At 72.8% G+C, this 24,688-nt stretch carries 24 protein-coding genes; 12 read left to right on the forward strand and 12 right to left on the reverse strand.

Annotation, left to right across the window (positions count from 1 at the left end; genetic code table 11):
- Nucleotides 1-152: 152 nt before the first annotated feature.
- Genes HNR22_RS17095 through HNR22_RS17125 form a run of 7 tightly spaced genes read left to right on the forward strand, consistent with a single transcriptional unit; the run spans nt 153 to nt 8,407 of the window.
- Nucleotides 153-1,325 (forward strand): hypothetical protein, encoded by a 1,173-nt coding sequence (locus HNR22_RS17095; protein WP_179781197.1) that lies wholly within the window; start codon nt 153-155, stop codon nt 1,323-1,325.
- The gene (locus tag HNR22_RS17100) at nt 1,312-3,879 is read left to right on the forward strand and encodes a sensor histidine kinase (protein WP_179781198.1); all 2,568 of its coding nucleotides are present in this window, start codon (nt 1,312-1,314) and stop codon (nt 3,877-3,879) included. Before HNR22_RS17095 ends, HNR22_RS17100 begins: the two co-directional genes overlap by 14 nt.
- On the forward strand, nt 3,876-4,349 hold the full coding sequence (locus HNR22_RS17105; RefSeq protein ID WP_179781199.1) for a roadblock/LC7 domain-containing protein: 474 nt from the start codon (nt 3,876-3,878) through the stop codon (nt 4,347-4,349). Before HNR22_RS17100 ends, HNR22_RS17105 begins: the two co-directional genes overlap by 4 nt.
- Nucleotides 4,346-4,831: a DUF742 domain-containing protein gene (locus tag HNR22_RS17110; protein WP_179781200.1), complete on the forward strand. Its 486-nt coding sequence runs from the start codon at nt 4,346-4,348 to the stop codon at nt 4,829-4,831. Before HNR22_RS17105 ends, HNR22_RS17110 begins: the two co-directional genes overlap by 4 nt.
- Nucleotides 4,809-5,570 carry a GTP-binding protein gene (locus HNR22_RS17115; protein WP_179781201.1) on the forward strand — a complete coding sequence of 254 codons (762 nt, stop codon included), beginning with the start codon at nt 4,809-4,811 and terminating at the stop codon, nt 5,568-5,570. The genes HNR22_RS17110 and HNR22_RS17115 overlap by 23 nt, the downstream gene beginning before the upstream one ends.
- Nucleotides 5,571-5,608: 38 nt before the next feature.
- Nucleotides 5,609-6,145, forward strand: a complete 537-nt coding sequence (locus HNR22_RS17120; protein ID WP_179781202.1) for a hypothetical protein — start codon at nt 5,609-5,611, stop codon at nt 6,143-6,145.
- Nucleotides 6,146-6,181: 36 nt separating this feature from the next.
- Nucleotides 6,182-8,407, forward strand: coding sequence for an AAA family ATPase (locus HNR22_RS17125; RefSeq protein WP_179781203.1), 2,226 nt, complete (start codon nt 6,182-6,184; stop codon nt 8,405-8,407).
- Between the two features lie 775 nt (nt 8,408-9,182).
- Here the strand turns inward: HNR22_RS17125 and HNR22_RS17130 are convergent.
- The 9 genes from HNR22_RS17130 to HNR22_RS17170 form a co-directional block, all read right to left on the reverse strand.
- Nucleotides 9,183-9,692 (reverse strand): GNAT family N-acetyltransferase, encoded by a 510-nt coding sequence (locus HNR22_RS17130; protein ID WP_179781204.1) that lies wholly within the window; start codon nt 9,690-9,692, stop codon nt 9,183-9,185.
- A gap of 149 nt (nt 9,693-9,841) precedes the next feature.
- The gene (locus tag HNR22_RS17135) at nt 9,842-10,729 is read right to left on the reverse strand and encodes a hypothetical protein (protein ID WP_179781205.1); all 888 of its coding nucleotides are present in this window, start codon (nt 10,727-10,729) and stop codon (nt 9,842-9,844) included.
- Nucleotides 10,698-11,351: a DUF3618 domain-containing protein gene (locus HNR22_RS17140; RefSeq protein ID WP_179781206.1), complete on the reverse strand. Its 654-nt coding sequence runs from the start codon at nt 11,349-11,351 to the stop codon at nt 10,698-10,700. The genes HNR22_RS17135 and HNR22_RS17140 overlap by 32 nt, the downstream gene beginning before the upstream one ends.
- 22 nt (nt 11,352-11,373) lie before the next feature.
- On the reverse strand, nt 11,374-11,769 hold the full coding sequence (locus HNR22_RS17145; RefSeq protein ID WP_179781207.1) for a phage holin family protein: 396 nt from the start codon (nt 11,767-11,769) through the stop codon (nt 11,374-11,376).
- Nucleotides 11,766-12,410 (reverse strand): hypothetical protein, encoded by a 645-nt coding sequence (locus HNR22_RS17150; protein WP_179781208.1) that lies wholly within the window; start codon nt 12,408-12,410, stop codon nt 11,766-11,768. Before HNR22_RS17150 ends, HNR22_RS17145 begins: the two co-directional genes overlap by 4 nt.
- A 172-nt stretch (nt 12,411-12,582) precedes the next feature.
- Entirely contained in the window at nt 12,583-13,005 is a 423-nt protein-coding gene (locus HNR22_RS17155; protein WP_179781209.1) for a DUF3263 domain-containing protein, read from the reverse strand.
- 107 nt (nt 13,006-13,112) lie between these two features.
- The gene (locus HNR22_RS17160; protein WP_179781210.1) at nt 13,113-14,129 is read right to left on the reverse strand and encodes an ABC transporter permease subunit; all 1,017 of its coding nucleotides are present in this window, start codon (nt 14,127-14,129) and stop codon (nt 13,113-13,115) included.
- A complete protein-coding gene (locus HNR22_RS17165; RefSeq protein WP_281374166.1) occupies nt 14,126-15,136 on the reverse strand; it encodes an ABC transporter ATP-binding protein in 1,011 nt (336 codons plus the stop codon). The genes HNR22_RS17160 and HNR22_RS17165 overlap by 4 nt, the downstream gene beginning before the upstream one ends.
- A gap of 121 nt (nt 15,137-15,257) precedes the next feature.
- Nucleotides 15,258-16,043, reverse strand: coding sequence for a DeoR/GlpR family DNA-binding transcription regulator (locus tag HNR22_RS17170; protein ID WP_088950447.1), 786 nt, complete (start codon nt 16,041-16,043; stop codon nt 15,258-15,260).
- Nucleotides 16,044-16,243: 200 nt separating this feature from the next.
- Between HNR22_RS17170 and HNR22_RS17175 the strand changes: the two genes are divergently transcribed.
- The 3 genes from HNR22_RS17175 to nagA are packed head-to-tail and all read left to right on the forward strand — an operon-like array spanning nt 16,244 to nt 19,241.
- Complete coding sequence (locus tag HNR22_RS17175) at nt 16,244-17,173, forward strand: SIS domain-containing protein (RefSeq protein ID WP_179781211.1); 930 nt, start codon at nt 16,244-16,246, stop codon at nt 17,171-17,173.
- On the forward strand, nt 17,170-18,135 hold the full coding sequence (locus HNR22_RS17180) for an ROK family protein (protein WP_343059852.1): 966 nt from the start codon (nt 17,170-17,172) through the stop codon (nt 18,133-18,135). Before HNR22_RS17175 ends, HNR22_RS17180 begins: the two co-directional genes overlap by 4 nt.
- Nucleotides 18,132-19,241: an N-acetylglucosamine-6-phosphate deacetylase gene (gene nagA, locus HNR22_RS17185; protein WP_179781212.1), complete on the forward strand. Its 1,110-nt coding sequence runs from the start codon at nt 18,132-18,134 to the stop codon at nt 19,239-19,241. The genes HNR22_RS17180 and nagA overlap by 4 nt, the downstream gene beginning before the upstream one ends.
- A gap of 331 nt (nt 19,242-19,572) precedes the next feature.
- Here the strand turns inward: nagA and HNR22_RS17190 are convergent, their stop codons facing one another.
- Nucleotides 19,573-20,784 carry a DUF4032 domain-containing protein gene (locus HNR22_RS17190; RefSeq protein ID WP_425488061.1) on the reverse strand — a complete coding sequence of 404 codons (1,212 nt, stop codon included), beginning with the start codon at nt 20,782-20,784 and terminating at the stop codon, nt 19,573-19,575.
- 102 nt (nt 20,785-20,886) lie between these two features.
- On the opposite strand from HNR22_RS17190, the gene HNR22_RS17195 reads away from it, so the two are divergent.
- Together HNR22_RS17195 and HNR22_RS17200 are read left to right on the forward strand one after the other, a co-directional pair.
- On the forward strand, nt 20,887-21,633 hold the full coding sequence (locus tag HNR22_RS17195; protein WP_088950451.1) for a phosphatase PAP2 family protein: 747 nt from the start codon (nt 20,887-20,889) through the stop codon (nt 21,631-21,633).
- Between the two features lie 11 nt (nt 21,634-21,644).
- Nucleotides 21,645-22,883, forward strand: coding sequence for an amino acid permease (locus HNR22_RS17200; protein ID WP_179781214.1), 1,239 nt, complete (start codon nt 21,645-21,647; stop codon nt 22,881-22,883).
- Between the two features lie 27 nt (nt 22,884-22,910).
- Here HNR22_RS17200 and HNR22_RS17205 read toward each other — a convergent pair whose 3' ends face one another.
- Together HNR22_RS17205 and HNR22_RS17210 are read right to left on the reverse strand one after the other, a co-directional pair.
- Complete coding sequence (locus tag HNR22_RS17205; RefSeq protein ID WP_179781215.1) at nt 22,911-23,696, reverse strand: ABC transporter permease; 786 nt, start codon at nt 23,694-23,696, stop codon at nt 22,911-22,913.
- Complete coding sequence (locus HNR22_RS17210; protein ID WP_179781216.1) at nt 23,693-24,682, reverse strand: ATP-binding cassette domain-containing protein; 990 nt, start codon at nt 24,680-24,682, stop codon at nt 23,693-23,695. Before HNR22_RS17210 ends, HNR22_RS17205 begins: the two co-directional genes overlap by 4 nt.
- Nucleotides 24,683-24,688 lie beyond the last annotated feature (6 nt).

Consider the following 24,688-nt stretch of genomic DNA (forward strand, 5'->3'; position numbering starts at 1 on the left):
AATGCTGACATTGCTCGAAGTGACGCGAACCTGACTCGCCGACCGAGGTCTGACCGGTGGGGGTTTCGATTAGTTTTCCGGTCCGGTGCACGGGACTTATCGGCTGACCCGAGACCGCGCCAACTCGCGCTTCCCCGCCGGAGGAGACACACATGACAGTCCCCGCGCCGCGGGCCCGTCGACGGCCGTCCACGCTGGGCCGACTGCTGCCGCTGCTGCTCGTCGGGGCACTGCTGGTGCCCGTGGGTCTGCTCGTCACGTCTGCCTGGCGGCAGACCAGCGACGACCGGACCCTGGCCGCCCGCGAACGACTCGGTGTGCAGTACCTCGGCGCCCTGGCCGGGGTCACCGATGCCCTGGTCGAGGCCCAGTCGGCCGCGGTCAACGGTCGCCCCGTCGCCCGGGAGGCGTTGGACCAGGCGGTCGAGAAGGCCGCCGCTGTGGACGCCCGCATCGGCGTCGAGCTGCTCAGCCAGGAGCGCTGGGCCGGGGTACGCGCAAAGCTTGAGGCGCTGCGCGGCCGCAGCCCCGCCGACCCGGAGTCCGCCTACACCGCGTACGGCGAGGCGGCCGACCTGCTGCTGGCCCTGCACCGCAAGGTCCGGGAAAGCTCCGGCCTGGTACGCGACCCCGCAACGGACTCCTTCTTCCTCCAGGACAGCGCCGGCGAGGAGCTGCCCGAGGCGGTGGTGGCCGCCGGCCGGCTCGCCGACCTGGGCACGCTGATCTCCCGCCGGCCCGCCGTCGAGCAACCCCGTGGCCTGATGGAGCTGACCGGCCTGCGGGTGACCGCCCTGGCGCCGGCCAACGACGTCGTGGACAACCTGCGCTCCGCCGTCGACGGCTCGGAGAGCACCGATCTCGGCGCCAACGTGCTGACCCCGCTCGACACCTACCAGCGTTCGGTGGAGGCGCTGGCCGCGTTCTCCACCCCCGGCGCCGGAGGCGTGGACCAGGGTCAGTTGGCAGCCGCCGGGCTCAACACGCACCGCGCGGCGCGCCAACTCCAGCCGGTCATCCTCGCCGAACTGGACGCCCTGCTGGTCGAGCGCATCGACGGGCTGGACCGGGACCGCTGGCTGACCATCGCCGCCGGGGTCGTCGCCGTGCTGTTGCTGGGCTGGCTCGCCGCACTGCTGATCGGCGCCGGTCGCCGGGCCCGACGCCGGGCCACCCTGGCTGCGACCCAGTCGGAAGCCCCCGACACCCCGTCCCGGGGAGACCCCTGGCAACCGGCCGCCGCCGACCCACGAGAGCTGCAACCGACCGGCGCGCTCCGGGAGCCGGAGACCGCGCAGTGGGGGGCGTTCGATGCTGCTCGGTAGGCTCCGCATCCGCGGCAAGCTCGCGCTGCTCGTGGTGATCCCGCTGCTCAGCATGGTCGGCCTGGCCGTGCCCGTGATGCTCGACCGGGTGGCCGCGGCACAGCGGGCCGGCGACACCGCCGACCGGGTACGACTCGCCAGTCGCGTCGGCAGCCTGGTCCAGGACCTCCAGCAGGAACGCATCCTCTCCGTCGGTTTCCTGCTCGGCCGGGTCGACCGGAGTGAGCTGATCCGCAAGTCCGCCGACGTGGACGACCGGGCGGCCGACCTGCGGGCCGACGGGAACGACGCGCTGACCGACCGCGTCGACCGCGCCCTGGACGGTGTGTCCAGCCTCAGCGACCTGCGCACGGCCGTGCTGGCCCGGGCCGCGAACCCCGGGCAGGTGATGGACGCGTTCGGTCCGGTCAACGTGGGCATGATCGACTCCCTGCGGCTGGCGTTCGGTGTGGACACCGAAACGCAGGCGGGCCGTCAGGTGCTCGCCCTCGACGGGCTGCTCCGCGCCGACGAGGGCCTGGGCGCCTGCGCCACCCTGAGCGTGCTGGTCAAGGTCATCGGCAGCCCGGACACCAGCGCCGCCTACGTGGCGTGCATCGCCGCGCTCCAGGTCGACAGTCGGCGCTTCCGCGCCCTGATCACGCCCGAGCAGCTCGCGGTGGCGCAGCTCAACGACGCGGCGGTGGCCGCGCGTACCAGCCCCGACTTCCTGGTCACCAGCGCCCGGGACCCGGCCGGCGCAGTCCGCGACGTGCCGATCGAGGCGCTCTTCCCGGCCGTCCGCACGATGATCCGACTCGGTCAGTTCGTCGAGAAGAAACTGGTCGCCGACGTGCTCACCGAGGTGACCGCCGAGCAGCGGCGGGCGCTGACCGCCGCGTACCTGGTCGGTGCCGCGGCGGCGCTGATCCTGACGCTGGTGGTGATGCTCAGTGCGGCGGTCGCACGGACCGTGGCCCGACCGTTGACCCGCCTCACCCGCTCGGCCGACCGCGTCGCCCGGGTCGCCGAGGCCGAACTGGTCCGGGTCACCGACGACGAGACGGAGAGCCCACAACCGGTCCGGCTGGAGCCGGTGGACGTCCGGGCCAACGACGAGATCGGCGACCTGGCGCGGGCCTTCGACCGGGTGCAGACCACCGCCGCGCGGCTGGTCGAGCGGCAGGTCGCCGGCCGACGCAACGTGGCGCAGATGTTCGGTCACGTCGGGCGGCGCACCCAGAACCTGGTGGGCCGGCAGATCGCCCTGATCGACCGGCTGGAGCAGCAGGAGGCCGACCCGGGCCGGCTGGAGCACCTGTACCGCCTCGACCACATCTCCAGCCGACTGCGGCGCAACGCCGGCAGCCTCGTGGTGCTCTCCGGCGCGGCCGGGGCCGACGCGCACACCGCGCCGGTGCCGCTGGCCGACGTCGTCCGGTTGGCGCTGGGCGAGATCGAGGACTACACCCGGGTGGAGGTGCGGGTGCCCGCGGGCATCTCGGCCGCGCCGGCGGTGGTCGGTGACCTCATCCTGGCGCTGGCCGAGCTGATGGAGAACGCCACAGTCTTCTCTCCGCCGCACACGCGGGTGCTGGTTGCCGCCGAGGCGTCCGGCCTCGGCGCCCGGATCACTGTGGTGGACCACGGCATCGGCATGGGCGAGCAACGGCTGGCCGAGGAGAACGCCCGGCTCACCCGCCGGGAACGGCTCGACCTGGCACCGACCGAGGTGCTGGGCCTGTTCGTGGTGGGCCGGTTGGCCCGTCGCCACGGCTGGGAGGTGGGCCTGGCCGCCACCGGCGGCGGTGGGGTGACCGCACACCTGGAGATCCCGTCGGCGTCACTGGTGCTGCGCCGCGCCGACCGGGCCGGGGCCGCCGTGGCCCGGGCCGCCGTGCCGGCACGGGACCGACGTACGGCCACCGCGGCGGACGACGACCACGACGCGCGGACCCTCGCGGCGGCCGGCGCCGCGCCGGCCCGCTTCGACTCGGACCTGCTCAGCCGAGCCACCCGCAGCCTGGAGGCCGGCCCGTCCTGGAACGCGTTCGGCCCCGGCCAGACGGAGCAGGTCGCTCCCACACCCCAGGCGCCGGAGCCGTCGGGCACGCCGGCCGGGCCGCGGGTCCGGCAGCGGGTGCCCGGGGCCAGCCTGCACGCCACCGCCGCGCCGACCCGGCCGGTGGACGCCACCGGCGCGGACCCCAACGCAGCCCGCGCCCTGGTCGAGGCCTTCCAGGCCGGGGTACGCCGGGCCGAGGCCGCGTCCGGTGTCCGGTCGACCATGGCGGACCCGAGCGTGACCGTCGACCTGCCGAGCACACCGGGTGGCGCCGGCCCGACGGTGACGGACAACGCGGGACCGTCGGATGGCACGTCGGGTCGGGCCCGGCTGAGCCGGCGGGTGCCGGGGGCGAACCTGACCGCCATCCCGGCCTGCCAGCCGCCCAGTACCCACCTCGGTGACCCGGCCGAGGTCCGAGATCAGATCAGCGAGTTCGAGGAGGGCGTCGCCCGTGCTCTCCGCGAAGTCAGCCCAGACCACCGGAACGAAGAGGGATCATCACGGTGACCAGCCCCTTCCTGCACGACAACGTCGACCAGAGCCCGACCGCCGCCATCGGGGACCTCAGCCCGGAGGCTCGTACGTTCAACTGGCTGCTGGACTCCTTCACCTCCAGCACCGCCGGGGTCCTGGAGGCGATCGCGGTCTCCTCGGACGGCCTGCTGATGGCCATGTCGGCGATCAAGGATCGGTCCAACGCCGAGCGGTTGGCCGCCGTGGTCTCCGGAATGACCAGCCTCGCCGGTGGGGCGGCCAGTTGGTACGCGCTCGGCGGCCTGAACCGGGTGATCGTCGACATGGCCGACGGCTACCTGCTGATCAGCGCGATCAGTAGCGGTTCCGTGCTCGGGGTCGTCGCGGACCGGTCGGCCAACCTGGGCACCGTCGCGTACGAGATGACGCTCTTCGCCGGGCGGGCCGGTGGCGCCCTGACCCCGCGGTTGATCGTCGAGTTGAAGAACGCCGTCCAACAATGACCCCCGAGGTCGCCGGCGAGGATCCGGACCCGGACCCCCGGGTCCGGATCCGCCCGTACCTGCGCGCGCCGTCCCCGGCCGGGGACGGCGTCGCGGCACCGGCGCTGCCCGAGCCGGAGGAGGGGGGCGGTGGGCCGGCCGGTCCCCGTCCATTCGTGCTCACCTCCGGGCGGGTGGCGGGTGCCGACCCGGCGATCGGGCTGGAGACGCAGGTGACCGTCCGCCCGGACAGCGGCTGGTGGAGCAGCCCTCCCGGGGTCCTGATGGCACCGGAGATCCAGGCGATCATCGCGCTCTGCGCCGAGCCGATCTCGGTGGCCGAGATCTCGGCCCGGACCCGGCTGCACTTCGGCGTGACGCGGGTCCTGGTCGGTGACCTCCGGGCGGCCGGGCACCTGGACGTGCACGTCACCGACACCGACGACGCTCTCGACCCCAACCTCATCCTGCGAGTGATTGATGGACTCCGTGCGATCTCCTGAATGGCCGGTCGCCCCGCTCGGCGGGGTCGCCGCGAACAGCGCCGCCGCCCGGTACGGCATGTCACCGGGCACCGGGCCGATCGTCGGGCGGGCCGAGCAGCCGTCGAGCGCACCGCCGCCGCCGTATCAGCCCCCGTCCGGTACGCGGGCGTCATCGCCGCCGGTCGGAAGACCCGCCGCGCCGCCGGTCCCGGTCAAGATCCTGGTTGCCGGCGGCTTCGGGGTGGGCAAGACGACCACCGTGGGCGCGATCTCGGAGATCGCGCCCCTGACCACCGAGGCCGAGATGACCACCGCCGGGATCGGCGTGGACGACCCGGGTGCCCGATCCTCCAAGACCACCACCACGGTGGCCATGGACTTCGGCTGCGTGACCATCGACCGCAGCCTCAAGCTCTACCTGTTCGGCACGCCGGGGCAGTCCCGGTTCGGCTTCATGTGGGACGACCTTGCCCGGGGTGCGCTCGGCGCCCTGGTGGTGGTGGACAGCGCCCGGCTGGACGACTGCTTCCCGGCGATCGACTTCTTCGAGCGGGCCGGGTTGCCGTTCGTGGTCGGGGTGAACGCCTTCGACGGGCGGCTGGCCCTGGAACTCGGCGAGATCCGGTGGGCGCTGGCCATCGGCGACCACGTTCCCCTGGTGCAGTTCGATGCCCGGGACCGGCTCTCGGTACGGGATGCCCTGCTGGTCGTCCTGGACCGTGCGCGGGACCGGGCTACGCGGGACCGGAGGGCCTGAGCTGACCGGCTCCGGCCGTGGCGGGAAGGAGTTCTGTGGTGAGGGGTGACCTGGACGAGACGCTGGCCCGACTGGCCCGGCGCGAGGAGGCGCAACGCCGACGGGTCAACGACCGTGCCGACACCACACCGCACTCGGGTCAGCCCGAGCTCGCGCGCGGCGACGCCCGCGACGCGGTGCCGGGCGGGCACGGTCCCCGCCACGCGGGGGTGGACCCCTCGGCCGACGTGGCCGGTTGGGGGCCGGTCGAGGAGGTGGCCGAGGCGGTGCGTCAGATCGTCGGTGCCCACCCGGGACTGGCGGTGACCGTGCACGTGGAGCACGCCGGGCGGACGTACCCGTTGCGGGTTTCCTGGGACGGGCCGGACGTCACGGTCGGGCCGGTGCCCCCGGCAGCACCGGTGACACCGCCGGTGGCCCCGGTGACACCTCCGCCGACCTGGCCGCTCTCCGGCCGGACGGTTCCCGCCTGGGCACCCGGCCCGAACGGGTTGACCCCGGACCCGGCGGCACGGCTGGCCGAGCTGATCCGCCGGGACCCGTCGCTGTTGGACGAGCTGGATCCGCGGCGCTGACCGGCAAGGTTGGCCGTCGGCGGCTACGGTCGGGCGGTGGCGCAACCCGACCTGACCTTGACGGCGAGCCTTCGGCCGGCCGCGCTGGACGCCCGACGGGGCATCGTCCGGCTGCACCCGGAGGCGCTGACCGCGCTCGGGCTGCGCCCCGGCGACCCGGTCCGGCTTGCCGGCCGTCGGGAGACGGCCGGGATCGTGGCGGCGGCTGCGCCGGGCGCTAGCAGCGCCCTGCTGTACGCCGACGACCTGATCCTGGGCAACCTGGGCCTGCGCGACGGCGGTCAGGTGCGGGTCACTCCGATGCCGCTGACCCCGGCGGACCGGGTCGTCCTGGCCGGCCCGGTGGAGGTGGTCGCGGCGGTCAGCCCGGAGATGCTCCGGCTCGCCCTGCTGGGCAAGGTGCTCACCGCGGGCGACGACGTGTCGCTGCTGCCGCAGGACGTGCTGCCGGACGCGTCGGTGCGCAGCCTGGTCGAGGCGGCTCGACGCAGCCTGGCCAACACGGTCGGCTTCGCCTGGACCAGCACCCTGCTCAGCGTGGTCGAGATCGAACCGTCGGCCGGGGCTCTGGTCACCATGAACACGGTGATCGCCTGGGAGCATGGCGCGACCACCCACGGCGGGCCCACCCCGGTCGACACCGCGCCGGGCCGGCCGCGCGGGACGGCCGACGCGGCCCCGGCGGCCGACGTGCCGGACGACGCGCCGGACGTGGACGAGCTGCCCGGTCTGCGGGCCCAGGCCGAGGAGCTGACCGAACTGCTCGACCTCGGCTTCCACCACCGCGAGGTGCTGGGCCGGCTGGGCACCACCATCTCGTTGGGCGTGCTGCTCGTCGGCCCGGCGGGTTCGGGGAAGTCGGCGCTGGTCCGGGCCGTTGCCGCCCGGGTCGGTGCCCGCGTCCATCCCCTCTGGGCGCCCGAGGTGGCCGCGTTGACCAACCAGGCCGCAGCCGACCGGTTGCGCGGCGCGGCGGCGGCGGCCCGGGACGGCGGGCCGGCGGTCCTGCTGGTCAGCGACGTCGAGGCCCTCGCACCGGCGGAGAGCCCCGGCCCGGTGGCGACGGTGTTCCGCCAGGTGCTCACCGAGTGCATTCGAGCCGGCGTCGCCGTGGTCTGCACCACCAGCCGACCGGAGGCGGCCGATCCCGCACTGCGCGCGCCCGACCTGCTGTCGCTGCGGATCAGCATCCCGCTCCCCGATCAGGCGCTGCGCCGCGAGCAACTCACCGTGCTGACCCGGCAGGTGCCGCTGGCCGACGACGTCCGGCTGGACGAGGTGGCCGCCCGTACCCCCGGCTTCGTCGCGGCGGACCTGGCCGCGCTGGTCCGGGAGGCCGGGGTACGCGCGGCGCTGCGGCAGAAGTCCGCCGAGACGCCGACGGTGTCGATGGCCGACTTCACCGCTGCCCTGGAGGTGGTCCGGCCGACCACGATGGCGGCGTCCACCCTGGATCTGGCCTCGGTGACCCTCGACGACGTGGGTGGCCTGGACGAGGTCAAGCAGACCTTGACCGAGTCGGTGCTGTGGCCGTTGACCTACCCGGACACGTTCGCCCGGCTCGGGGTGCAGCCGCCGCGCGGCGTGCTGCTCTACGGGCCGCCCGGCTGCGGCAAGACCTATCTGGTGACCGCGCTGGCCGGGTCGGGGCGAGCCAACGTGCTGTCGGTGAAGGGAGCGGAGCTGCTCTCGAAATGGGTCGGGGAGAGCGAGCGCGCGGTCCGGGAGCTGTTCCGCCGTGCTCGGGAGGCGGCTCCCACCCTGATCTTCCTGGACGAGGTGGACGCGTTGGCCCCGGTACGCGGCCAGGCCACCGACGGTGGCACCACGGACCGGGTGGTCGCCGCACTGCTCACCGAACTGGACGGGGTGGAGACGCTGCGCAACGTGGTGGTGATCGGCGCGACGAACCGGCCGGACCTGGTCGACCCGGCGCTGCTGCGCCCGGGCCGGTTGGGGCGGCTGGTCTACGTGCCGCCGCCGGACGGGCCGGCCCGCTCGGAGATCCTCCGCGCCGCGTCCCGACAGGTGCCACTGGCCCCGGACGTCGACCTGGCCGCCCTCGGCGACGAACTGACCGGCTTCTCCGCGGCGGACTGCGCGGCGCTGGTCCGGGAGGCGGCGCTGGCCGCGATGCGTGAGTCGCTCGCCGCCGCCACGGTGACCGCCGAACACGTCGCGGCCGCGCGAGCACGGGTACGCCCGTCACTGGACCCGGCCCAGGTCGCCTGGCTGGCCGCGTACGCCGCCAACCGGGAGTGATCAGAGCAGGACAACCTTTCCCCACACCCGGGCGTTCCTTTGACGTCACTTTCCTCAGTGGACTTGTTCACTCCGACGTCAGGCGGTGTTCCTTGCGCACGTTGTCCTCCCTCCTCCTCGCCCCCCTGGTGGCGGCGGCGACCCTGGTCACGGTCGGTGCACCGGCGACCCCATCCGGCGAAACCATTCCCGGCCGGATCGCCCTGCCGAACGGATTCACCCCCGAAGGGCTGACGATCGGTCGCGGGACGACCGTGTACGTGGGATCTATCTTGGACGGAGCGGTGTGGCGGGGGGACTTACGCACCGGCCGCGACGCCGGATGTGCACCACAACGGGATCGTGGCGCTGCCGGACGGGGATCTGCTGGTCGCGCAGATGCTCAGCGGCCAGCTCGTCCGGGTCGACCCGCGTACCGGCGGCAGCCGCCTCGTCGACCTCGGTGGCTACTCGGTGGAACGGGCCGACGGGCTGGTGCTGCGGGGGCGCACCCTCTACGTGATCCGCAACCTGACCAACGTCATCGCCGTGGTCCGGATGAACGTCGGTTACACCGCCGGGGTGGTCCAGCGGGAGATCACCGGCCCGCAACTGCGGTCGCCGGCCACCGGTGACCTGCTCGGCTCGGCGTGTACGTGGTCAACGGCCGGTTGGACGTCGAGTCGGCCCCCAACACCGACTACGACATCGTCCGCGTGCCAGCCTGATCCAGGCGGTCGGCGGTGGCCCCCACGGTCGCCGCCGACCAACCCGGTCGCCGTCGACCGGCGGGGGCTCAGAGCGCGGGCGGCGTCGAATCGAGGCAGATCTCGGCGCGCACCTTTCCGCCGGCCTCGCGCAGTTTCGCGCCGCATTTCTCGAGTACGGCGACCGCGCCGAAATTGTCCCGGGTCGTCTCCGCCACGACGGCCCGCATGCCGGCCCGCGCAGCCGCGTTCAGCAGCTCGCGCAGGGCGACGACGCCGATCCCCTGGCCCCGGGCCGAGCGCCCGAGCCACATGCCGGTCTCCACCGTGCCGGGCTCGTCACAGCGCGTCATCCGGACCATGCCCATGACCTCGCCGCCGACGAGGATCGCGTACATCTGCGAACCGGTCGGGCCGTCCAGGCCACCGAAACTCGCTCGGTGAAAGTCGCGGAACGCCTCCCGACGGGCGAGCGACCAACCTGCGGGCGCCTCGACCGGAGGCATCACGTCATCCGGCTCGGCCTCAGCAGCCGCTACGGAGAGCAACGGCTCCAGGTTCTGCTCGTCCACCGGCTCCAGCCGGACCGCACCCGCCACGTGCCGCAGTCTGCCGGCCTCAATGCTCGAAGTCCACCCCATTGGACATCCAGTGGCGGTCCGGTCAGTCGTACCGGCCGGTCGGGCGGCTTCGGTGTTCCTCCTCACGCTCCGTTGTCACCCGTCGGGGTAGAAAATTCCTGATCCGCCTACTCGAACTCGCAGAACACCACCGAGGCGTCGTCGGTGGGCTTGTGCCGGCGCAGCCGGTCGGGGTGGTCGCGCTCGGCGGCCCGGACCCGGTCGATCAACCCGCCCGGCCCGTCGGTGCTCAGCAGGTCCAGCAGACCGGCCCAGTCGGTCAACCCGAACTGCTCGACCGCGCTGGACGCGCCGTCGCTGAGCAGCGCCGCCCGGCGTAGCGCCGCCGGGCCGTGCCGTGGCAGGGTCCCGGTCACCGCGTGGAAGGCCGCGTCGGGGTCGGCCGCAGCGACCCAGTAGCCGTGGGTGCGGTTCATCCGCTCCCGCTGGACGCTCACGGCGTGCCGGAACCGGGTGACCGGGTCCGCCCCGCCACCCGGTACGGCCGCGACCGTCTCCCGCAGCTCCGCCATGGCCGTGTCCAGCCGGTTGTCGGTCACGACGCTGACCTGGCCGCCGGTGTCCAGGACCAGTGGGCTGTCGCAGAGCACCAGGTAGTCCACCTGGTCGCCGCAGTCACGCAGCAGGCAGACCGTGCTGGACGGGGTGCCCGGATGGTCGAGGTCGCACTGCCCGCCGTGGTCGGCGCGTACCGCGAGGATGGCCGCGGCCAGGTTGCTGGTCAGCCGGGCCGCCGGGCGGACCGCTTCCGCGACACCGATCCGGGCGGCCAGGTGCCGGACGTACCACTCGGGCCCGTGCACGCAGCCGGTGTCGAAACCGTCCGGCACTGTCGCGCCGTCCAGGACGCCGACCAGCGGACCGAACCGGAAGACCAGGTCCTCGTTGACCGGCCGGGCCGGGGCCGGCGCAGACGCGGAGCGAACCCGCATCACCCGCCCCGGCCCCGACGCGCCGATCGGGTCAGCGCTGCCGAAGGTCGTCGGCGGCCGCATGCGTCTCCCCCTGCACCTGCCCGGCGGCCGAACGGCCCTGATCGCGGACTGCGGACACCCCCTGCTGGGCGGTGGACCGCACTGACTGGGCCGCCTGCTGCGCGGGCTCCCGCAGGTTGTCCTGCATCTGGTGGCCGACCTGACTCGCCTGCTCGCGCAGCTGATCAGAGTGCTCACTCACCATGGTCCGCGCTCGCCCGGCGAGGTGCCGCTCGCGCCCGCTCGGCGGGATCAGCGAGGCGGCCAGCAGACCGACGCCGAAGGCGACCAAACCAGCGGCCACCGGATTGCCCTGGGCCTGCTCGCGGGACTGGTGCCCGAGCGAGCGCGCCTCGTCCCGCACCGATCCCATGGCCTCCCGGGACTGGTGCCCGAGCGACCGGGTCTCGTCGCGAACCGAGCCGGCCATGTGCGACATCCGCTGGCTGGCCTCTTGCCCCATGTGACTCGAGCTGCCCATCACCTTCTCCTTCGCTCGGGTGAACGCGCCGCGGGCCTGCCCGACGCGGTCACCGGCGATCCGACGCGGGTTGACCTTGTCGGTCAGTGCGTCGACGTCATAGCTCAACTCTGTGCGGGTGGTCTCGATCTCCCGCCGGATCCGATCCGGATCACTGGACATGACCTGTTCCCTCCCGACTCGTTCACCGACCCCGCAGGGCGTCCGGCAACTCCCGGGCAGTTTGCTGCGTCCGGGGCATAACCGCTCGTGCCCGCTTCAGCTGGGTCCGGGCGTTGATGAAGAGACCACCGGCCACGGCGGCCCAGAGGACCGCGACGATCAACGCCGCCCACCCCTGGTCCATGGTGTTGGACAGCCCCCACCACAGGGCGTACGACACGAAGAGCACGGCCAGGAACCCGGCCAGCCCGGCACCGCCGAACATGCCACCGGCCTTGCCGGCCTGGCTGACCTCCTCGCGCAACTCGGCCTTGGCCAGCTCGACTTCCTTGCGCATCAGAGTGGAGACGTCCCGGGTCACTTCGCCCAGCAGTTCGCCGACCGAGGCCTGGGTCCGTTCCTTCTCCGGGGCGCTCACGTGCCCACCCCACCCGGCAGGTCGGACGACGGTCGGCCGGCGGGCGAGACGTTCTGCGCCCGTGCCGTACCCACGTACGGCTGACCAGCCTCCGCCGGCGCGCGCTGCGGTTGCGACGGCCCGCCGGCTGCGCTGCCCGTTCCACCGTTGCCGGAGGCCGGCGCGGTCAGGCCACGGGTGAGCCGCCCCACCAGCAGCCCGGCCACCGCCGCGCCGGCGAGGAATGTCCCCGGGTGGCGCCGCGCGTACGTGCGTACCTCGTCGAGCACCTCGCTGGGCTGGCGCTCGTCGAGCCAGCCGGCGGCCTGCTGGGCGGCGTCGGCGGCCTTGCGCACCACCTGACCGGCCAGCCCGGAATCGCCGTCCTGTTCGGCCATCGAACTGAGGTTCTGACCCAGGTCGCGCAGTCCCTCGGCAGCCCGCCGCTGCTGCGCCTGCGCCTGGTCACGAAGCTGCCCAGTGGCCTGGCCGGTCAACTGCTGGGCCTGTCGCCGCGCCTCAGAGGCCACGTGCCCGCCCTGCTCAGCGGCGGTGTGGGCGACCTGACCCCCGGCCTGCGCGGCCTGGTGGCCGACCCGGGAGGCCTCCTGGCGGGCCTGCTGACCTCTACCGCTCGATCCGCTCTGGTTCGTTGCCGTCATACCCCGCTCCCTCCTTGAGACCGAGGTCGCGTAGCAACCTCGGAACGCCTCCCGCCTACCCGCCTGGCCAGCCGGCATGCGGTTATGCCGACCGGCATGGGGCGGAAAGACCGGCGTGAGCGGGAGGAACCGGAGGAATCAGCCGCGAGGGCGCGCGAAGGGGGCAGCGCGGTCAGCGGCGCCGGTTGCGGGCGCGCGACGAGCGCAACCGGCGCAGCCGGCCGATCAGCAGCGGCTCGGCGGCGAGCGCGGCCGGGTTGTCCAGCAATCCGTTGAGCAGTTGGTAGTACCTGGTCGACGAGATCCCGAAGGTGTCCCGGACGGCCTGCTCCTTGGCGCCGGCGTGCCGCCACCACTGCTGCTCGAAGGCGAGGATGGCCCGCTCCCGCTCGGTCAGCCCGGGCGGCGGATCAGTGGGGTCAGCGGGCGGCGCGGGCTCGTCGACGGCCTCGACGGGCAGCGCCGACTCGTCGGTGGTCTCGATGGGCGGTGCCGGCCGGGGAGTCGGGACGGTCGGCCCGGCACCACCCGCCGCGTCACCCGGACGAGCGTCGGTGGACGGCTCGGGGGCGGCCGGGGTGGCGTCGGCGGACATGTCGCTCAGCCTAGCCAGGGGCGACCAGGGACGCAGCAAGCGGCGCGGCCGGCCCCGCACCGTCGGGAACCCCGACGGTGCGGGCCGGCCGCGTCACGTCGTACCGGTCAGGAGATGTCGCGGCGGCGCATCGCCCAGAGCGCCGCGCCGAGGATCACCACCACCCCGACCGAGAGCAGTACGGAGGACTGCTGCCAGGTGATGTCCAGGGTGTCCGGCTCGCACGACCCGGAGAAGGTCGCGTTGCAGGAATTCCAGTCCTGGAGGGTGACCGTCTTCGTCATCCACGCCAGTGCGTACGTGGGCAGCAGCCATGCCTCGGCCCAGCGCACGTTCGCCATCGCCAGCAGGATGCCCAGGCCGAACTGGCCGACCACCATCACCGCCACGACACCGCCGAGTGCCATCGCGGTGTGCCGGCCCAGCGACGCCAGGGCGAAGCCGATGGTGGTGAGGACCAGCACCAGCACCACACCGCGTACCCCGGTCAGCATGAACGACTGCCAGACACCCGAGGTCATCTTGTCGGTGCTGCCCCGGAAGGACGCGACCGCCCAGAACCCGGCGAACCAGAGCACCGCGGCGGGCAGCGTCACCGCCAGGATGCCGGTCAGCAGCGCGGCCAGCTTGGTGAGCAGCACGGTGAGCCGCTTGGGCCGCCAGAGCAGCAGGTTCATCATGCCGCCGGTGCTCCACTCGGCACCGACGAAGGACGCGCCGATCACGAACCCGACCAGGGCGAGGATCGCCGCGAACGGGATCAGCGTCTCGTCGAACGTCTCCCGGAAGTCGAACGTCGAGGGCAGGAACCACTGCGCCTCGATCTGGTCCCGCGAGGGCGGCGTGATCATCGAGCAGTCGTCCGGGTAGCGGCCGTCGTTCGGCGTGCCGGCCGTCTTGGCCTGCTCGCACGCGACGCGCTCCTGCTCGATGTAGCGCACCTGCTCCTGGTACTGCTGATCGGCCTGACGCTCGGCCCGCGCGAGCTGGTCGGCGCCGATCTTCTGGTTGCTGAAGAAGACCCCGATCACCACCGCGGCAAGCACCAGCAGACCGAGCAGTGTCATGTACCGGGTGAACCGCCGCTTGGCGAGTCGGCGCAACTCCGTCCGAAAGAGGCTCACGCGCCCCACCCCCCTCCGGCGGGGCCGGGCTGACCCGCCCCGCCGACCTTCATGGACTCGTCGACCTGCCGGTGCTGACCGGGGACCGGTGCGGTGGCGGTCAGTTCGAGGAAGACGCTCTCCAGATCGACGGCGATCGGCGCCAACTCGCTGACATAGAGGTTCTGCTCGGCGAGCAGCCGCGTCACCGAGGCCGGCTTGTCGACGCCGGTGAGCATCAGGTGGTCGGGGTGCCCGGTGACCTGGATCCCCGCCCGGGTGAGCGCCTCGGTGGCCGCCGGCAGGTCGCTGACCGCTTCCAGCCGGATCCGGACCGCACTGGACGAGTGCTGCGCGAGCACCTCGTCGACCGGGCCGAAGGCGACCCGCCGACCCAGCGAGATGATGGTGACCGAGTCGCAGATCAGCTGGATCTCGCCGAGGATGTGGCTGGACAGCACCACTGTCATGCCGGATTCGGCGAGGGTACGCATCAGCGTGCGCATCTCCCGGATGCCGCCCGGGTCGAGGCCGTTGGCCGGCTCGTCGAGGATGAGCAGCTTCGGGTTCTTCAGCAGGGCCGAGGCCACCGCGAGCCGCTGCTTCATGCCCAACGAGTACGTCTTGACCCGCTCACCGGACCGGTCGCGCAGCCCGACGAGTTCCAGCACCTCGTCGACCCGGGTGGCCGGCACCTCGCCGGCACCGGCCAGCAGGGACAGCGTGTCCCGTGCTGAAAAGTGCGGGAAGAACTGCGGGCTCTCCACGATCGCGCCGACCTGGCCGGCGACGGTGGGCAGCGCGTCGGGCACCTCGTGCCCGAGCAGCGACATCCGCCCTCCGTCGGGCCGGATCAGGCCGAGCAGAGTACGCAGAGTGGTCGTCTTGCCGGATCCGTTGGGGCCGAGGAAGCCGTGCACCTGCCCCGCGTCGACCCGCATGTCGAAGCCGTCGAGCGCGTTGCGGGTGCCGCGTCGACGACTCTTGTACGTCTTACGTAGACCTTCGATCTCCAGGACAGCTGGCAAGCTGCACCTCCCCCGATGGGTGGGCGTGACAGCCGACACCATACGCGGTATGCAGACGACCGCAATACGCGGTATGCATCGACGCGCCGATCGGGCTACTTCATCGACGGAACGTGACGGCTCAGGCGCAGATGACCTGTACGCCGGCGGCGCGGAACCCCTCCACCACGGTGGGGTCGGCACCGGAGTCGGTCACCAGCGTCTCCACCCGTTCGACCGGGCAGATCCGGGCGAAGGCGTGCCCGCCCAGTTTGGACGAGTCCGCGATGATGACCACGCGCTTGGCCCGGGCCACCATCAGGTTGTTCATCGCCGCCTCGCCCTCGTGGTGGGCTGCGGCGCCGAGCTGCGGGTCGATCGCGTCCACGCCGAGCAACGCGACGTCCAGGGTGACCTCACGCAGCAGCGCCCCGCCCAGCGGGCCGACGAGTTCGAACGACTTCGGGCGCACCACCCCGCCGGCCACCACGACCTTCATCCGGGACCGGACCAGCAGCTCGTTGGCGATGTTGAGCGCGTTGGTCACCACGGTGAGCTGGGCACCCTCGGCACTGGTGTTGAGGTCCGGCCGGACGGCGAGGGCCCTCGCGACCTCGGTGCTGGTGGTGCCGCCGTTCAGGCCGACCACGGTGCCCGGCGTGACGAGCGCGGCGGCGGCCGCGCCGATCCGCTGTTTCTCCGCCGAGTGCTTGGCGGTCTTGTAGCGCAGGGGCAGGTCGTACGAGACGCCGTTGGCGACCGCGCCACCCCGGGTCCTCGTGATCATCTGCTGCTGGGCGAGCTGGTCGAAGTCACGCCGGATGGTGGCCTGGGAGACATCGAGCCGCTCGGCTGCCGCCTCCACGCTGACCCGGCCGTTGTCGGTCAGCATCTCGAGCAGGGCGTTCCATCTGGCGTACCGGTCCACCGCGGAGGCCCTCCCAGTAACTGCACGGACGGTGATTGATTGCGTGCACACTAGTGCGCGAAACTAGGCTGGCGCAAAAGACTGACCTGCGCGATCGGCTGGTCGGTTGCCACGGCCACCCGCGTTCGCGCAGAATAACGCGCGAAATGCGGGTCTAACGAGCCGTATTGCGCACCGGTCGCCCCTGCGAGGAGTTTCCCATGGCGTACGTGGACGCGGAGATCGCGAGCCAACCCGACTGTTGGCGGGAGGCCGCCGAGCTGGCCGACGTCGTACGCGGTGACCTGCCGCGCCCCGGCGAGCGGGTCGCCGTCGTCGGTTGCGGCACGTCGTGGTTCATGGCGATGGCGTACGCGGCCCGCCGCGAGCAGGCCGGCCAGGGCGAGACCGACGCGTTCCAGGCGTCCGAGTTCCCCGCCGGCCGCCACTACGACCGGCTGATCGCGATCACCCGCTCCGGCTGCACGACGGAGGTGCTGGACCTGCTCGCCGCGCTGCGCGGGCACACACCCACCACCGTCATCGTCGGCGACCCGGCGTCCCCGGCGGTCGACCTGGCCACCGCCACGGTGACCATGCCCTTCGCCGACGAGCGGTCGGTGGTGCAGACCCGCTTCCCGACCACCGCCCTGGCCCTGCTCCGGGCCCACCTGGGCGACCCGGTGACCGCTCTCGCCGCCGACGCCGAGGTGGCGGTGCGCTCCCCGCTGCCGATCGACCCGGCCACCATCGGGCAGGTCACCTTCCTCGGTCGGGGGTGGACGGTCGGGCTGGCCCAGGAGGCAGCGCTGAAGTGTCGCGAGACGGCCACCTTCTGGGCTGAGGCGTACCCGGCGATGGACTACCGGCACGGCCCCATCTCGGTCGCCGCGCCCGGCCGGCTGGTCTGGGCGTTCGGCGAGCTGCCCGAGGGCCTCCCGGAGGACGTGGCCGCCACCGGCGCCGCCTTCGTGCACAGCCGCACCCACGGTTGGCGCACGGTGCTGGGCAGTTGGTCCGCCGGTCGTACCCCGGTCGACCCGATGGCCGACCTGATCCTGGCGCAACGCTTCGCTGTCGCGCTCGCCACCAGCCGGGGTCTCGACCCGGACGCGCCCCGGCACCTGACCCGGTCCGTGGTGCTGGCGTGAGCGACGCCGTGGACGCCGACCACGTGGTCGTCGCGCTGGACGTCGGCGGCACCGGCATGAAGTGCGCCCTGGTCCGGCCGGACGGCGTCACGGTACGCACCGAGCGGCACCCCACCGACGCCAGCCGCGGCCCGACGGCCGTGGTCGGCACGATCCTGGATGTGGCCGAAGGGCTTGCCGACAAGGCCCGCGCCGACGGCCTCACCCCGATCGCGGTCGGCATCGCCGTGCCCGGGGTGGTGGACGAGGCACGCGGCGTCGCGGTCTGGTCGGCGAACGTGGGCTTCCGGGACGTACCCCTGCGGGACCTGGCGGCGACGAGGCTGGGCCTGCCCACGGTGCTCGGCCACGACGTGCGGGCCGGTGGTCTCGCCGAGGCCCGGCTGGGTGCCGGGCGCGGCACCGGGCATGTGCTGTTCGTGGCGATCGGCACCGGCATCGCCGCCGCGCACGTCGTGGACGGCAAGGCATCGGTGGGCGCTCGCGGCGCCGCCGGGGAGATCGGCCACATCCTGGTCCGACCCGACGGCCCGCGCTGTGGCTGCGGTCGACCCGGCTGCCTGGAGGCGATCGCCTCGGCCTCCGCGATCGGACGCCGCTACGCCGAACTCACCGGTGCGACAGCCGACGCCCCGGTGACAGCCGCCGAGGTGGCCGAGCGGGCCGCGGCCGGCGAGCCACTCGCCAGCGAGGTCTGGCGGGAGGCCGTCGAGGCGCTCGCCGACGGCCTTGCCACCGGGCAGGCGCTGTACGACGTGGCGACGATCGTGCTCGGCGGCGGCCTGGCCCAGGCCGGCGACCGGCTGCTGACCCCCCTGCGGGCAGCGCTGCACGAGCGGATGACCTTCCACCGGGAGCCGCGACTGGTCGCGGCTGCCCTCGGCGACGAGGCCGGCTGCCTCGGTGCCGCCCTGCTCGCCCTGGACGCCGTCCGCGTCCGTGACCACCAGGAGAAACGATGACCGTACGGGTGAACGGCCGCGTGGTGACCCCGACCGGTGTCATCCGCCAGGGCTGCGTCGAGTGGGACGGGGATCGGATCACCGCGGTGGCCGAATATCCGTCCGTCCGCGACGGGCACTGGATCCTGCCGGGTTTCGTCGACATGCACACCCACGGCGGTGGTGGGCACACCTTCACCACGGGGGATGCCGCCGAGGCTCGGGCGGCGGCCGACTTCCACCTCGCGCACGGCACGACCACCCTGCTGGCGAGCCTGGTCAGCTCGCCCTTCCCGCTGATGCGCGCGGCCACCGAGGCGTTCGCTCCCCTGGTCGACGAGGGTGTGCTGGCGGGCGTCCACTTCGAAGGGCCCTACCTCTCCTCAGCACGGTGTGGCGCGCAGAACCCGGAGTACCTGCGCGACCCGTCGACCGACGAGCTGGCCGAGCTGATCGAACTGGGCCGGGGCGCGGTCCGGATGGTCACCCTCGCCCCGGAACGCGACGGCGCACTGGAGGCGATCAAGCTCCTCACCGCGCAGCGCGTGGTGGCGGCGGTCGGCCACACCGACGCCACGTACGAGCAGACCCGCGCGGCGGTCGCCGCTGGCGCCAGCGTCGGCACCCATCTGTTCAATGGCATGCGCCCCGTGCACCACCGCGAACCGGGTCCGGTGGTGGCCCTGCTCGACGAGCCAACCGTGATCTGCGAACTGGTCGCCGACGGGGTGCACCTGCACGACGGCATGTTGACCTTCGCGACCGCGACCGCAGGCCCGGACCGGGCAGCGCTGATCACCGACGCGATGGCCGCCGCGGGGATGGCAGACGGCGAGTACGAGCTGGGTGGCCAGGCCGTCACCGTGACCGACGGGGTGGCGCGGCTCGCCCGCGACGGGTCGATCGCCGGCAGCACCCTGACCATGGACGCTGCCCTGCGGCACGCCGTGGACGCCGGAATCCCGATCTCCGACGCCGCTCGGATGGTGGCCACCACCCCGGCACGGGCCATCGGCCTGGGCGACCGGGTGGGCGCCCTCCAGGTGGGCCTCCGCGCCGACCTTGTGGTGCTGGACGCCGACCTGAAGGTGGTCCGGGTGCTGCGCCGAGGCTCCTGGGTGGACTGAGGCCGAGCCGGTCGAACACGCTCGTGGGCGTCGGGAGGTGACCGGGCCGTTCGCTGCGGCCGCCTGTTGCGCCGCCTGTAGAGCTGCCCCGGATGTGGGGCAGGCAGGCGGAGCCGCGTATATGGGGCAGGCGGGCGGAGCCGCGGATATGGGGCAGGCGGGCGGAGCCGCGGATATGGGGCAGGCAGGCGGAGCCGCGGACGATCGATGTCGGCACCTGACGATCAAAATTGCCCCACATCTGGGGCAGCTCTACAGGACGTCACCACCAAGCTGCCGACTCCGGCGCGACCCGAGCGAGCGCAGGTCGGGCCGTTCGGCCGGGCGACGGTCAGTTGAGGCTGGGGACTTCCACGCCGAGGACGGCCTGCTCGTCGGGACGGTGCACCAGCACGTCGGCCAGGTACGACTGGACCGCGTGGCGCATCCCGACGTCCCGGCCGGCCTGCTCGGAGAGCAGCCACTTGTGCTCGATGATCTGCGCGAACAGCTCCTGCGGCTCCAGCTTGCGGCGCAGGTGCGCGGGAACGGCCCGGACCACCGGCTCGAAGACCTCGGTGAGCCAGCGGTGGGCGGCCTGCTGCTCGTCGGTCAGGTCGCTCTCCGCCCGATAGGCGTCCAGGTCGTTGAGCAGCTTGCGCGCCTGGTTCTCCTCGGCGTCCAGACCGGTCAGCCGCAGCAGCCGGCGGGTGTGGTAGCCGGCGTCGACCACCTTCGGCCGGACCAGGTAACGCCCGTCGTCGATGGAGGACATGGCCACCTCGGCCACGTCGAAGCCCAACTCGTTGAGGCGGCGGATCCGGCCCTCGATGTCGTGCCGGGCCTCCCGCTCGATGGCCTGCTCGTAGGTGATCTCGTGCCACAGGCGCTCGTAGCGCTGCACGACCTCCTCGCAGACCACCTCGGGGTCGATGGACTCGTGCAGCAGGCCGGCGGCCTGGAGGTCCAGCGCCTCACCGAAGATGTTCACCCGGGCGATCTCCAGGTCCTCACCGCGCTGACCGTTGGAGAGTGAGTTGTGCAACGCGCCCGTCTCCGCGTCCACCAGGTAGGCGGCGAACGCGCCCGCGTCCCGGCGGAACAGCGTGTTCGACAGCGAGCAGTCGCCCCAGAAGAAGCCGGTGAGGTGCATCCGCACGATCAGGGCGGCGAGCGCGTCGAGCAGCCGACTCATCGTCTCCGGCCGCAGGGTGTGCGAGAACAGCGCCCGGTACGGCAGGGAGAACTGGAGGTGCCGGGTGATCAGCACCGATTCGAGAGGTTCACCGTCCTCGGTCTGCCGGTCGGCGACGACCGCCACCGCCTCGACCGAGGGAAAGTCGATCCGCTCCAGGGCCCTGAGCAGGTCGTACTCCCGCTCGGCGATCCGCTCGCGAGTCTCCTTGAAGGCGTACACGTACTCGCCCAACCGGACGAACCGGACGATGTGTCGGGAGATGCCCTGTGGCAGCGCTACCAGGTGTTGGGCAGGCCACTCCTCCAGCGGTGTCGACCAGGGCAGGTCGAGCAGCGCCGGGTCCACGAGGGCAGACGTGATCCGCACGGGCACAAGCATGACGCCTCGCCCCCCGCATCCGCCTCACATCGTGGTTGGGCCCACAGCGCCGAACACCCCGGCCTGGCGTCGGGCCGGTAGCGTGGTCGCGTGCTCAAACCCACGGCGGTACGACGTGACCTGCGGCTACGGCCCGTCCGCCCGGCCGGCTGGTGGTTCGACGCGCTGCTGCTGGTCGGGTTCGGCGCGTTGACCCTCGCCCTCGCCGGAGGCGCGTTGCTCGGTCTGGACCTCGCGGTCCGGGAGTGGGCCTACGCCCATCACCCCGCGCCGATCTACTGGACGGCCCGGGTGTTCAACTTCCTCGGGCAGGGTGGTTGGCTGCTGATGCCGCTCTCCGGGGCGCTCGCCGTCGCGGTGGCCTGGCGGAGCCGCACCGTCCGGCCACTGCTGCTGCTGGCGGGGGCGTTCGTCCTCCTGTATCTGACGGTCGGGCCGCTCAAGGTCCTGACCGACCGGGCGGCGCCCAGCTCGGACCTGCCGCCGACCCAGTCGGTTCGGATCTTCAACGATCTGCCGCCCACCGAGTACGACCTGTCCTACCCGTCGGGGCACGTCGCCAACGCGATCGTCTGGTACGGGGTGATGGCCGTCCTGCTGACCGCGCTGACGGCGGGGCGACTGCACCCGAGCGTGCACCGACTGATCCGATTCGCTCCGCCGGCGATCCTGCTGGTCACCACGACGTACCTCAACTTCCACTGGCTCACCGACGGCGTGGCGGCCCTGCTGCTCGGGGTCTTCCTGGACCGGCTGCTGCACCGGGTGCCCTGGGACGACATCCCGCTCCCCCGCCGGCTACGCGACTGGGACCGGCCGTTCACCTCGTACCCCTAGGGTTTCGGTCCGTGGACCAACTGTCGCGGCGGCTCGGCGTACCCGATGCGGTTGTCATCGGGTTGGGCTCGATGCTCGGCGCGGGCGTCTTCGTGGTCTTCGGCCCGGCCGCGGCGGCGGCCGGCGGCTCCGGGTTGCTGCCCGCGCTGGTGCTGGCCGGTTTCATCGCCTTCTGCAACGCGACCAGCTCGGCGCGGCTGGCGGCCCGCTACCCGGAGTCCGGCGGCACCTACGTCTACGGCCGGGAACGCCTCGGGCCGTTCGCCGGGTTCCTGGCCGGCTGGGGGTTCGTGGTCGGCAAGACGGCGAGTTGCGCGGCGATGGCGTTGACCATCGGGGCGTATCTGTGGCCGGGCCAGGCCCGTTTGGTCGCGGTCGGCGCGGTGCTCGCGGTGACCGCTGTGAACCTGCGCGGCATCGGCAAGACGGCCACCGTCACGAAACTGCTGGTGGCGCTGGTGCTCGCGGTGCTGGCCCTGGTCGCGGTCGTCGGAGTGGCGGGCGGGCCGGTGCACCTGGATCGGCTCGGCGAGCCCGGCGGCTCCGCCCGGGGTGTGCTCACCGCCGCCGGGCTGCTCTTCTTCGCCTTCGCCGGGTACGCCCGGATCGCCACGCTCGGCGAGGAGGTCCGCGACCCGCAGCGGACCATTCCCCGCGCGGTGCCGTTGGCGCTCGGTGCGGTGCTCGCGATCTACCTGGTGTTGGCCGTGGTCACGCTCGGCGTGCTCGGCGCCGACCGGCTGGCCGGGTCCGCCGCGCCCCTGGTCGACGTGGTGACCGCCGCCGGGCTGCCCGGCCTGGCCTGGGTGGTCCGCGCCGGGGCCACGATCGCGGTCGTCGGGGTGCTGCTGTCCCTGGTCGCCGGGGTCGGCCGGACCACCCTCGCGATGGCCCGCCGCCGCGACCTGCCCGGCGCGCTGGCCGCCGTGCACCCCGTGCACCGGGTGCCGCACCGCGCCGAGCTGGCGGTCGCCGCCGTGGTGATCGTGATCGTGCTGCTCGGCGACGTACGGGGGGCCATCGGCTTCTCCAGCTGCACGGTGCTCGTCTACTACGCGATCACCAACGCGGCGGCACTCACGCTGGGGCGGGATCCCGGTCGGCGGCTGCCGGTGCAGGTGCTCGCCGGCCTGGGGCTGGTCGGGTGTCTGCTGCTCGCGGTCAACCTGCCCGTGACCAGCGCCCTCGCGGGCTTCGGTGTGCTCGCCGCCGGTGCCGCCTGGTACGCGCTGCGCCTCGCGCGCCGGTGACCTGAGCGGGCCACCGGCGCGCGGGGGTCAGCGGCTCAGGCGTCGGTAGCGGCGCACCGCCAGCGGAGCGAACGTCGCGATCAGCAGCACCGGCCACAGCACCGCCAACAGCATGGCGTGCTCCGCCGGCCAGGAGTCGCCACCCAGGCCCGGGTTGCCGAACAGTTCGCGGATCGCCGCGACGGTGGCCGACAACGGGTTCCACTCCGAGATCGTCCCGATGACCGGGGGCATCAGCTCCGGCGACACGAAGACATTGGAGATCGCGGTGAGCGGAAACGCCGCCGGGAAGACGATGACGCCGACGGTGTCCGGGTTACGGACCAGCAGCGCCAGGTAGATCCCCATCCAGGTGATCGCGATCCGCAGCAGCAGGAGCAGCCCGACGGCGAGCAACGCCTTGCCCACACCCTCTCGCCACTGCCATCCGACGAGCAGGCCGCAGACCAGCAGGGTGGACATCTCCAGCAGGGCGCGCAGCAGATCGGCGGCGCTGCGACCGGTCATCAGGGCGGACCGTGCCATCGGCATCGACCGGAACCGGTCGACGACACCCCGGCTGAGGTCCAGCGCCACGCCTGTCGCGGTGGCCCCCAGGCCGTACAGCATCGTCATCACGAAGACCCCGGGCAGCAGGAACTCGCGGTAGTTGCCACCGCCCGGTACCTGCATGCCGCTGCCGAACACGTACCCGAAGACCAGCACGAACATGATCGGCAGTGAGAAGTAGAGGATCACCTCCTCCGGCTGGCGAACGACGTGGATCATGTTGCGCCTGGTCATCGTCCAACCGTCGGCTACCGCAGTGGTCATGCCACGTCCGCCTTTCGTCCGGCACCGACGGGTTCGCGGGCCTCGTCGGGCCGATGCCCGGTCAGGTGCAGGAACGCCTCGTCCAACGTGGCGCGCCGCAGGCCGATGTCCTCGACCGCGATCCCGGCGTCGTCCAACGCCCGCACGACGTCGACCAGCCCCGCGACCCGGTCGGCCACCGGCACACTGAGTTGCCGGATCTCCGGGTCACGCTCAGGCTCCGCGCCGCAGATCGGCGCGACGATGCGGGCGGCCAGGTGCAGGTCGGCCGCATCGCGCACCACCACCTCGATCCGGTCGCCGCCGGTCATCGACTTCAGCTCGTCCGGTGACCCCTCGGCCACCACCCGGCCGGCGTCGATCACCGAGATCCGGTTGGCGAGCTGGTCGGCCTCCTCCAGGTACTGGGTGGTGAGCAGCACAGTGGTCCCCTCGGTGACCAGGGCGCGGACCAGGTCCCACACCTGGTTACGGCTGCGCGGGTCCAGGCCGGTCGTCGGCTCGTCGAGGAAGAGCACGCGCGGCGTACGGATCAGGCTGGCGGCGAGGTCCAGCCGACGACGCATCCCACCCGAGTACTCACCGGCGGAGCGGCTCGCCGCCTCGGCAAGCCCGAACCTTTCCAGCAGTTCGGCGGCGCGTTGCCGTGCCTCCCGCCGGCCGAGCCGGAACAGGCGGCCGAACAGTTCCAGGTTCTGCCGACCACTGAGGGTTTCGTCGACCGCGGCGTACTGCCCGGTCAACCCGATCCGGGCCCGCACCTCGTCCGGCTGGCGCAGCACGTCGAACCCGGCCACTGTGGCCCTGCCCGCGTCGAAGCGCAGCAGCGTGGTGAGGATCCGTACGGCCGTCGTCTTTCCCGCGCCGTTGGGCCCCAGCAGCCCGTACACGGTGCCGGTCGGTACGGCCAGGTCGAACCTGTCGAGCGCGCGGGTGGGGCCGTACCGTTTGCCCAGACCCTCGGCGACCACCTCGTATGTCGTCATGACCCC

Origin of the sequence: Micromonospora jinlongensis, from assembly GCF_013410645.1 — a bacterium.
In the GTDB taxonomy this organism is placed as follows: Bacteria; Actinomycetota; Actinomycetes; order Mycobacteriales; family Micromonosporaceae; genus Micromonospora; species Micromonospora zamorensis.

Coding starts and splice junctions, on each gene's coding strand:
- HNR22_RS17210 (WP_179781216.1), bottom strand. CDS start 24,682: ATGACGACATACGAGGTGGTCGCCGAGGGTCTGGGCAAACGGTACGGC.
- HNR22_RS17115 (WP_179781201.1), top strand. CDS start 4,809: ATGGACTCCGTGCGATCTCCTGAATGGCCGGTCGCCCCGCTCGGCGGG.
- HNR22_RS17110 (WP_179781200.1), top strand. CDS start 4,346: ATGACCCCCGAGGTCGCCGGCGAGGATCCGGACCCGGACCCCCGGGTC.
- HNR22_RS17095 (WP_179781197.1), top strand. CDS start 153: ATGACAGTCCCCGCGCCGCGGGCCCGTCGACGGCCGTCCACGCTGGGC.
- HNR22_RS17135 (WP_179781205.1), bottom strand. CDS start 10,729: ATGCGGCCGCCGACGACCTTCGGCAGCGCTGACCCGATCGGCGCGTCG.
- HNR22_RS17150 (WP_179781208.1), bottom strand. CDS start 12,410: ATGACGGCAACGAACCAGAGCGGATCGAGCGGTAGAGGTCAGCAGGCC.
- HNR22_RS17175 (WP_179781211.1), top strand. CDS start 16,244: ATGGCGTACGTGGACGCGGAGATCGCGAGCCAACCCGACTGTTGGCGG.
- HNR22_RS17140 (WP_179781206.1), bottom strand. CDS start 11,351: ATGTCCAGTGATCCGGATCGGATCCGGCGGGAGATCGAGACCACCCGC.
- HNR22_RS17100 (WP_179781198.1), top strand. CDS start 1,312: ATGCTGCTCGGTAGGCTCCGCATCCGCGGCAAGCTCGCGCTGCTCGTG.
- nagA (WP_179781212.1), top strand. CDS start 18,132: ATGACCGTACGGGTGAACGGCCGCGTGGTGACCCCGACCGGTGTCATC.
- HNR22_RS17155 (WP_179781209.1), bottom strand. CDS start 13,005: ATGTCCGCCGACGCCACCCCGGCCGCCCCCGAGCCGTCCACCGACGCT.
- HNR22_RS17205 (WP_179781215.1), bottom strand. CDS start 23,696: ATGACCACTGCGGTAGCCGACGGTTGGACGATGACCAGGCGCAACATG.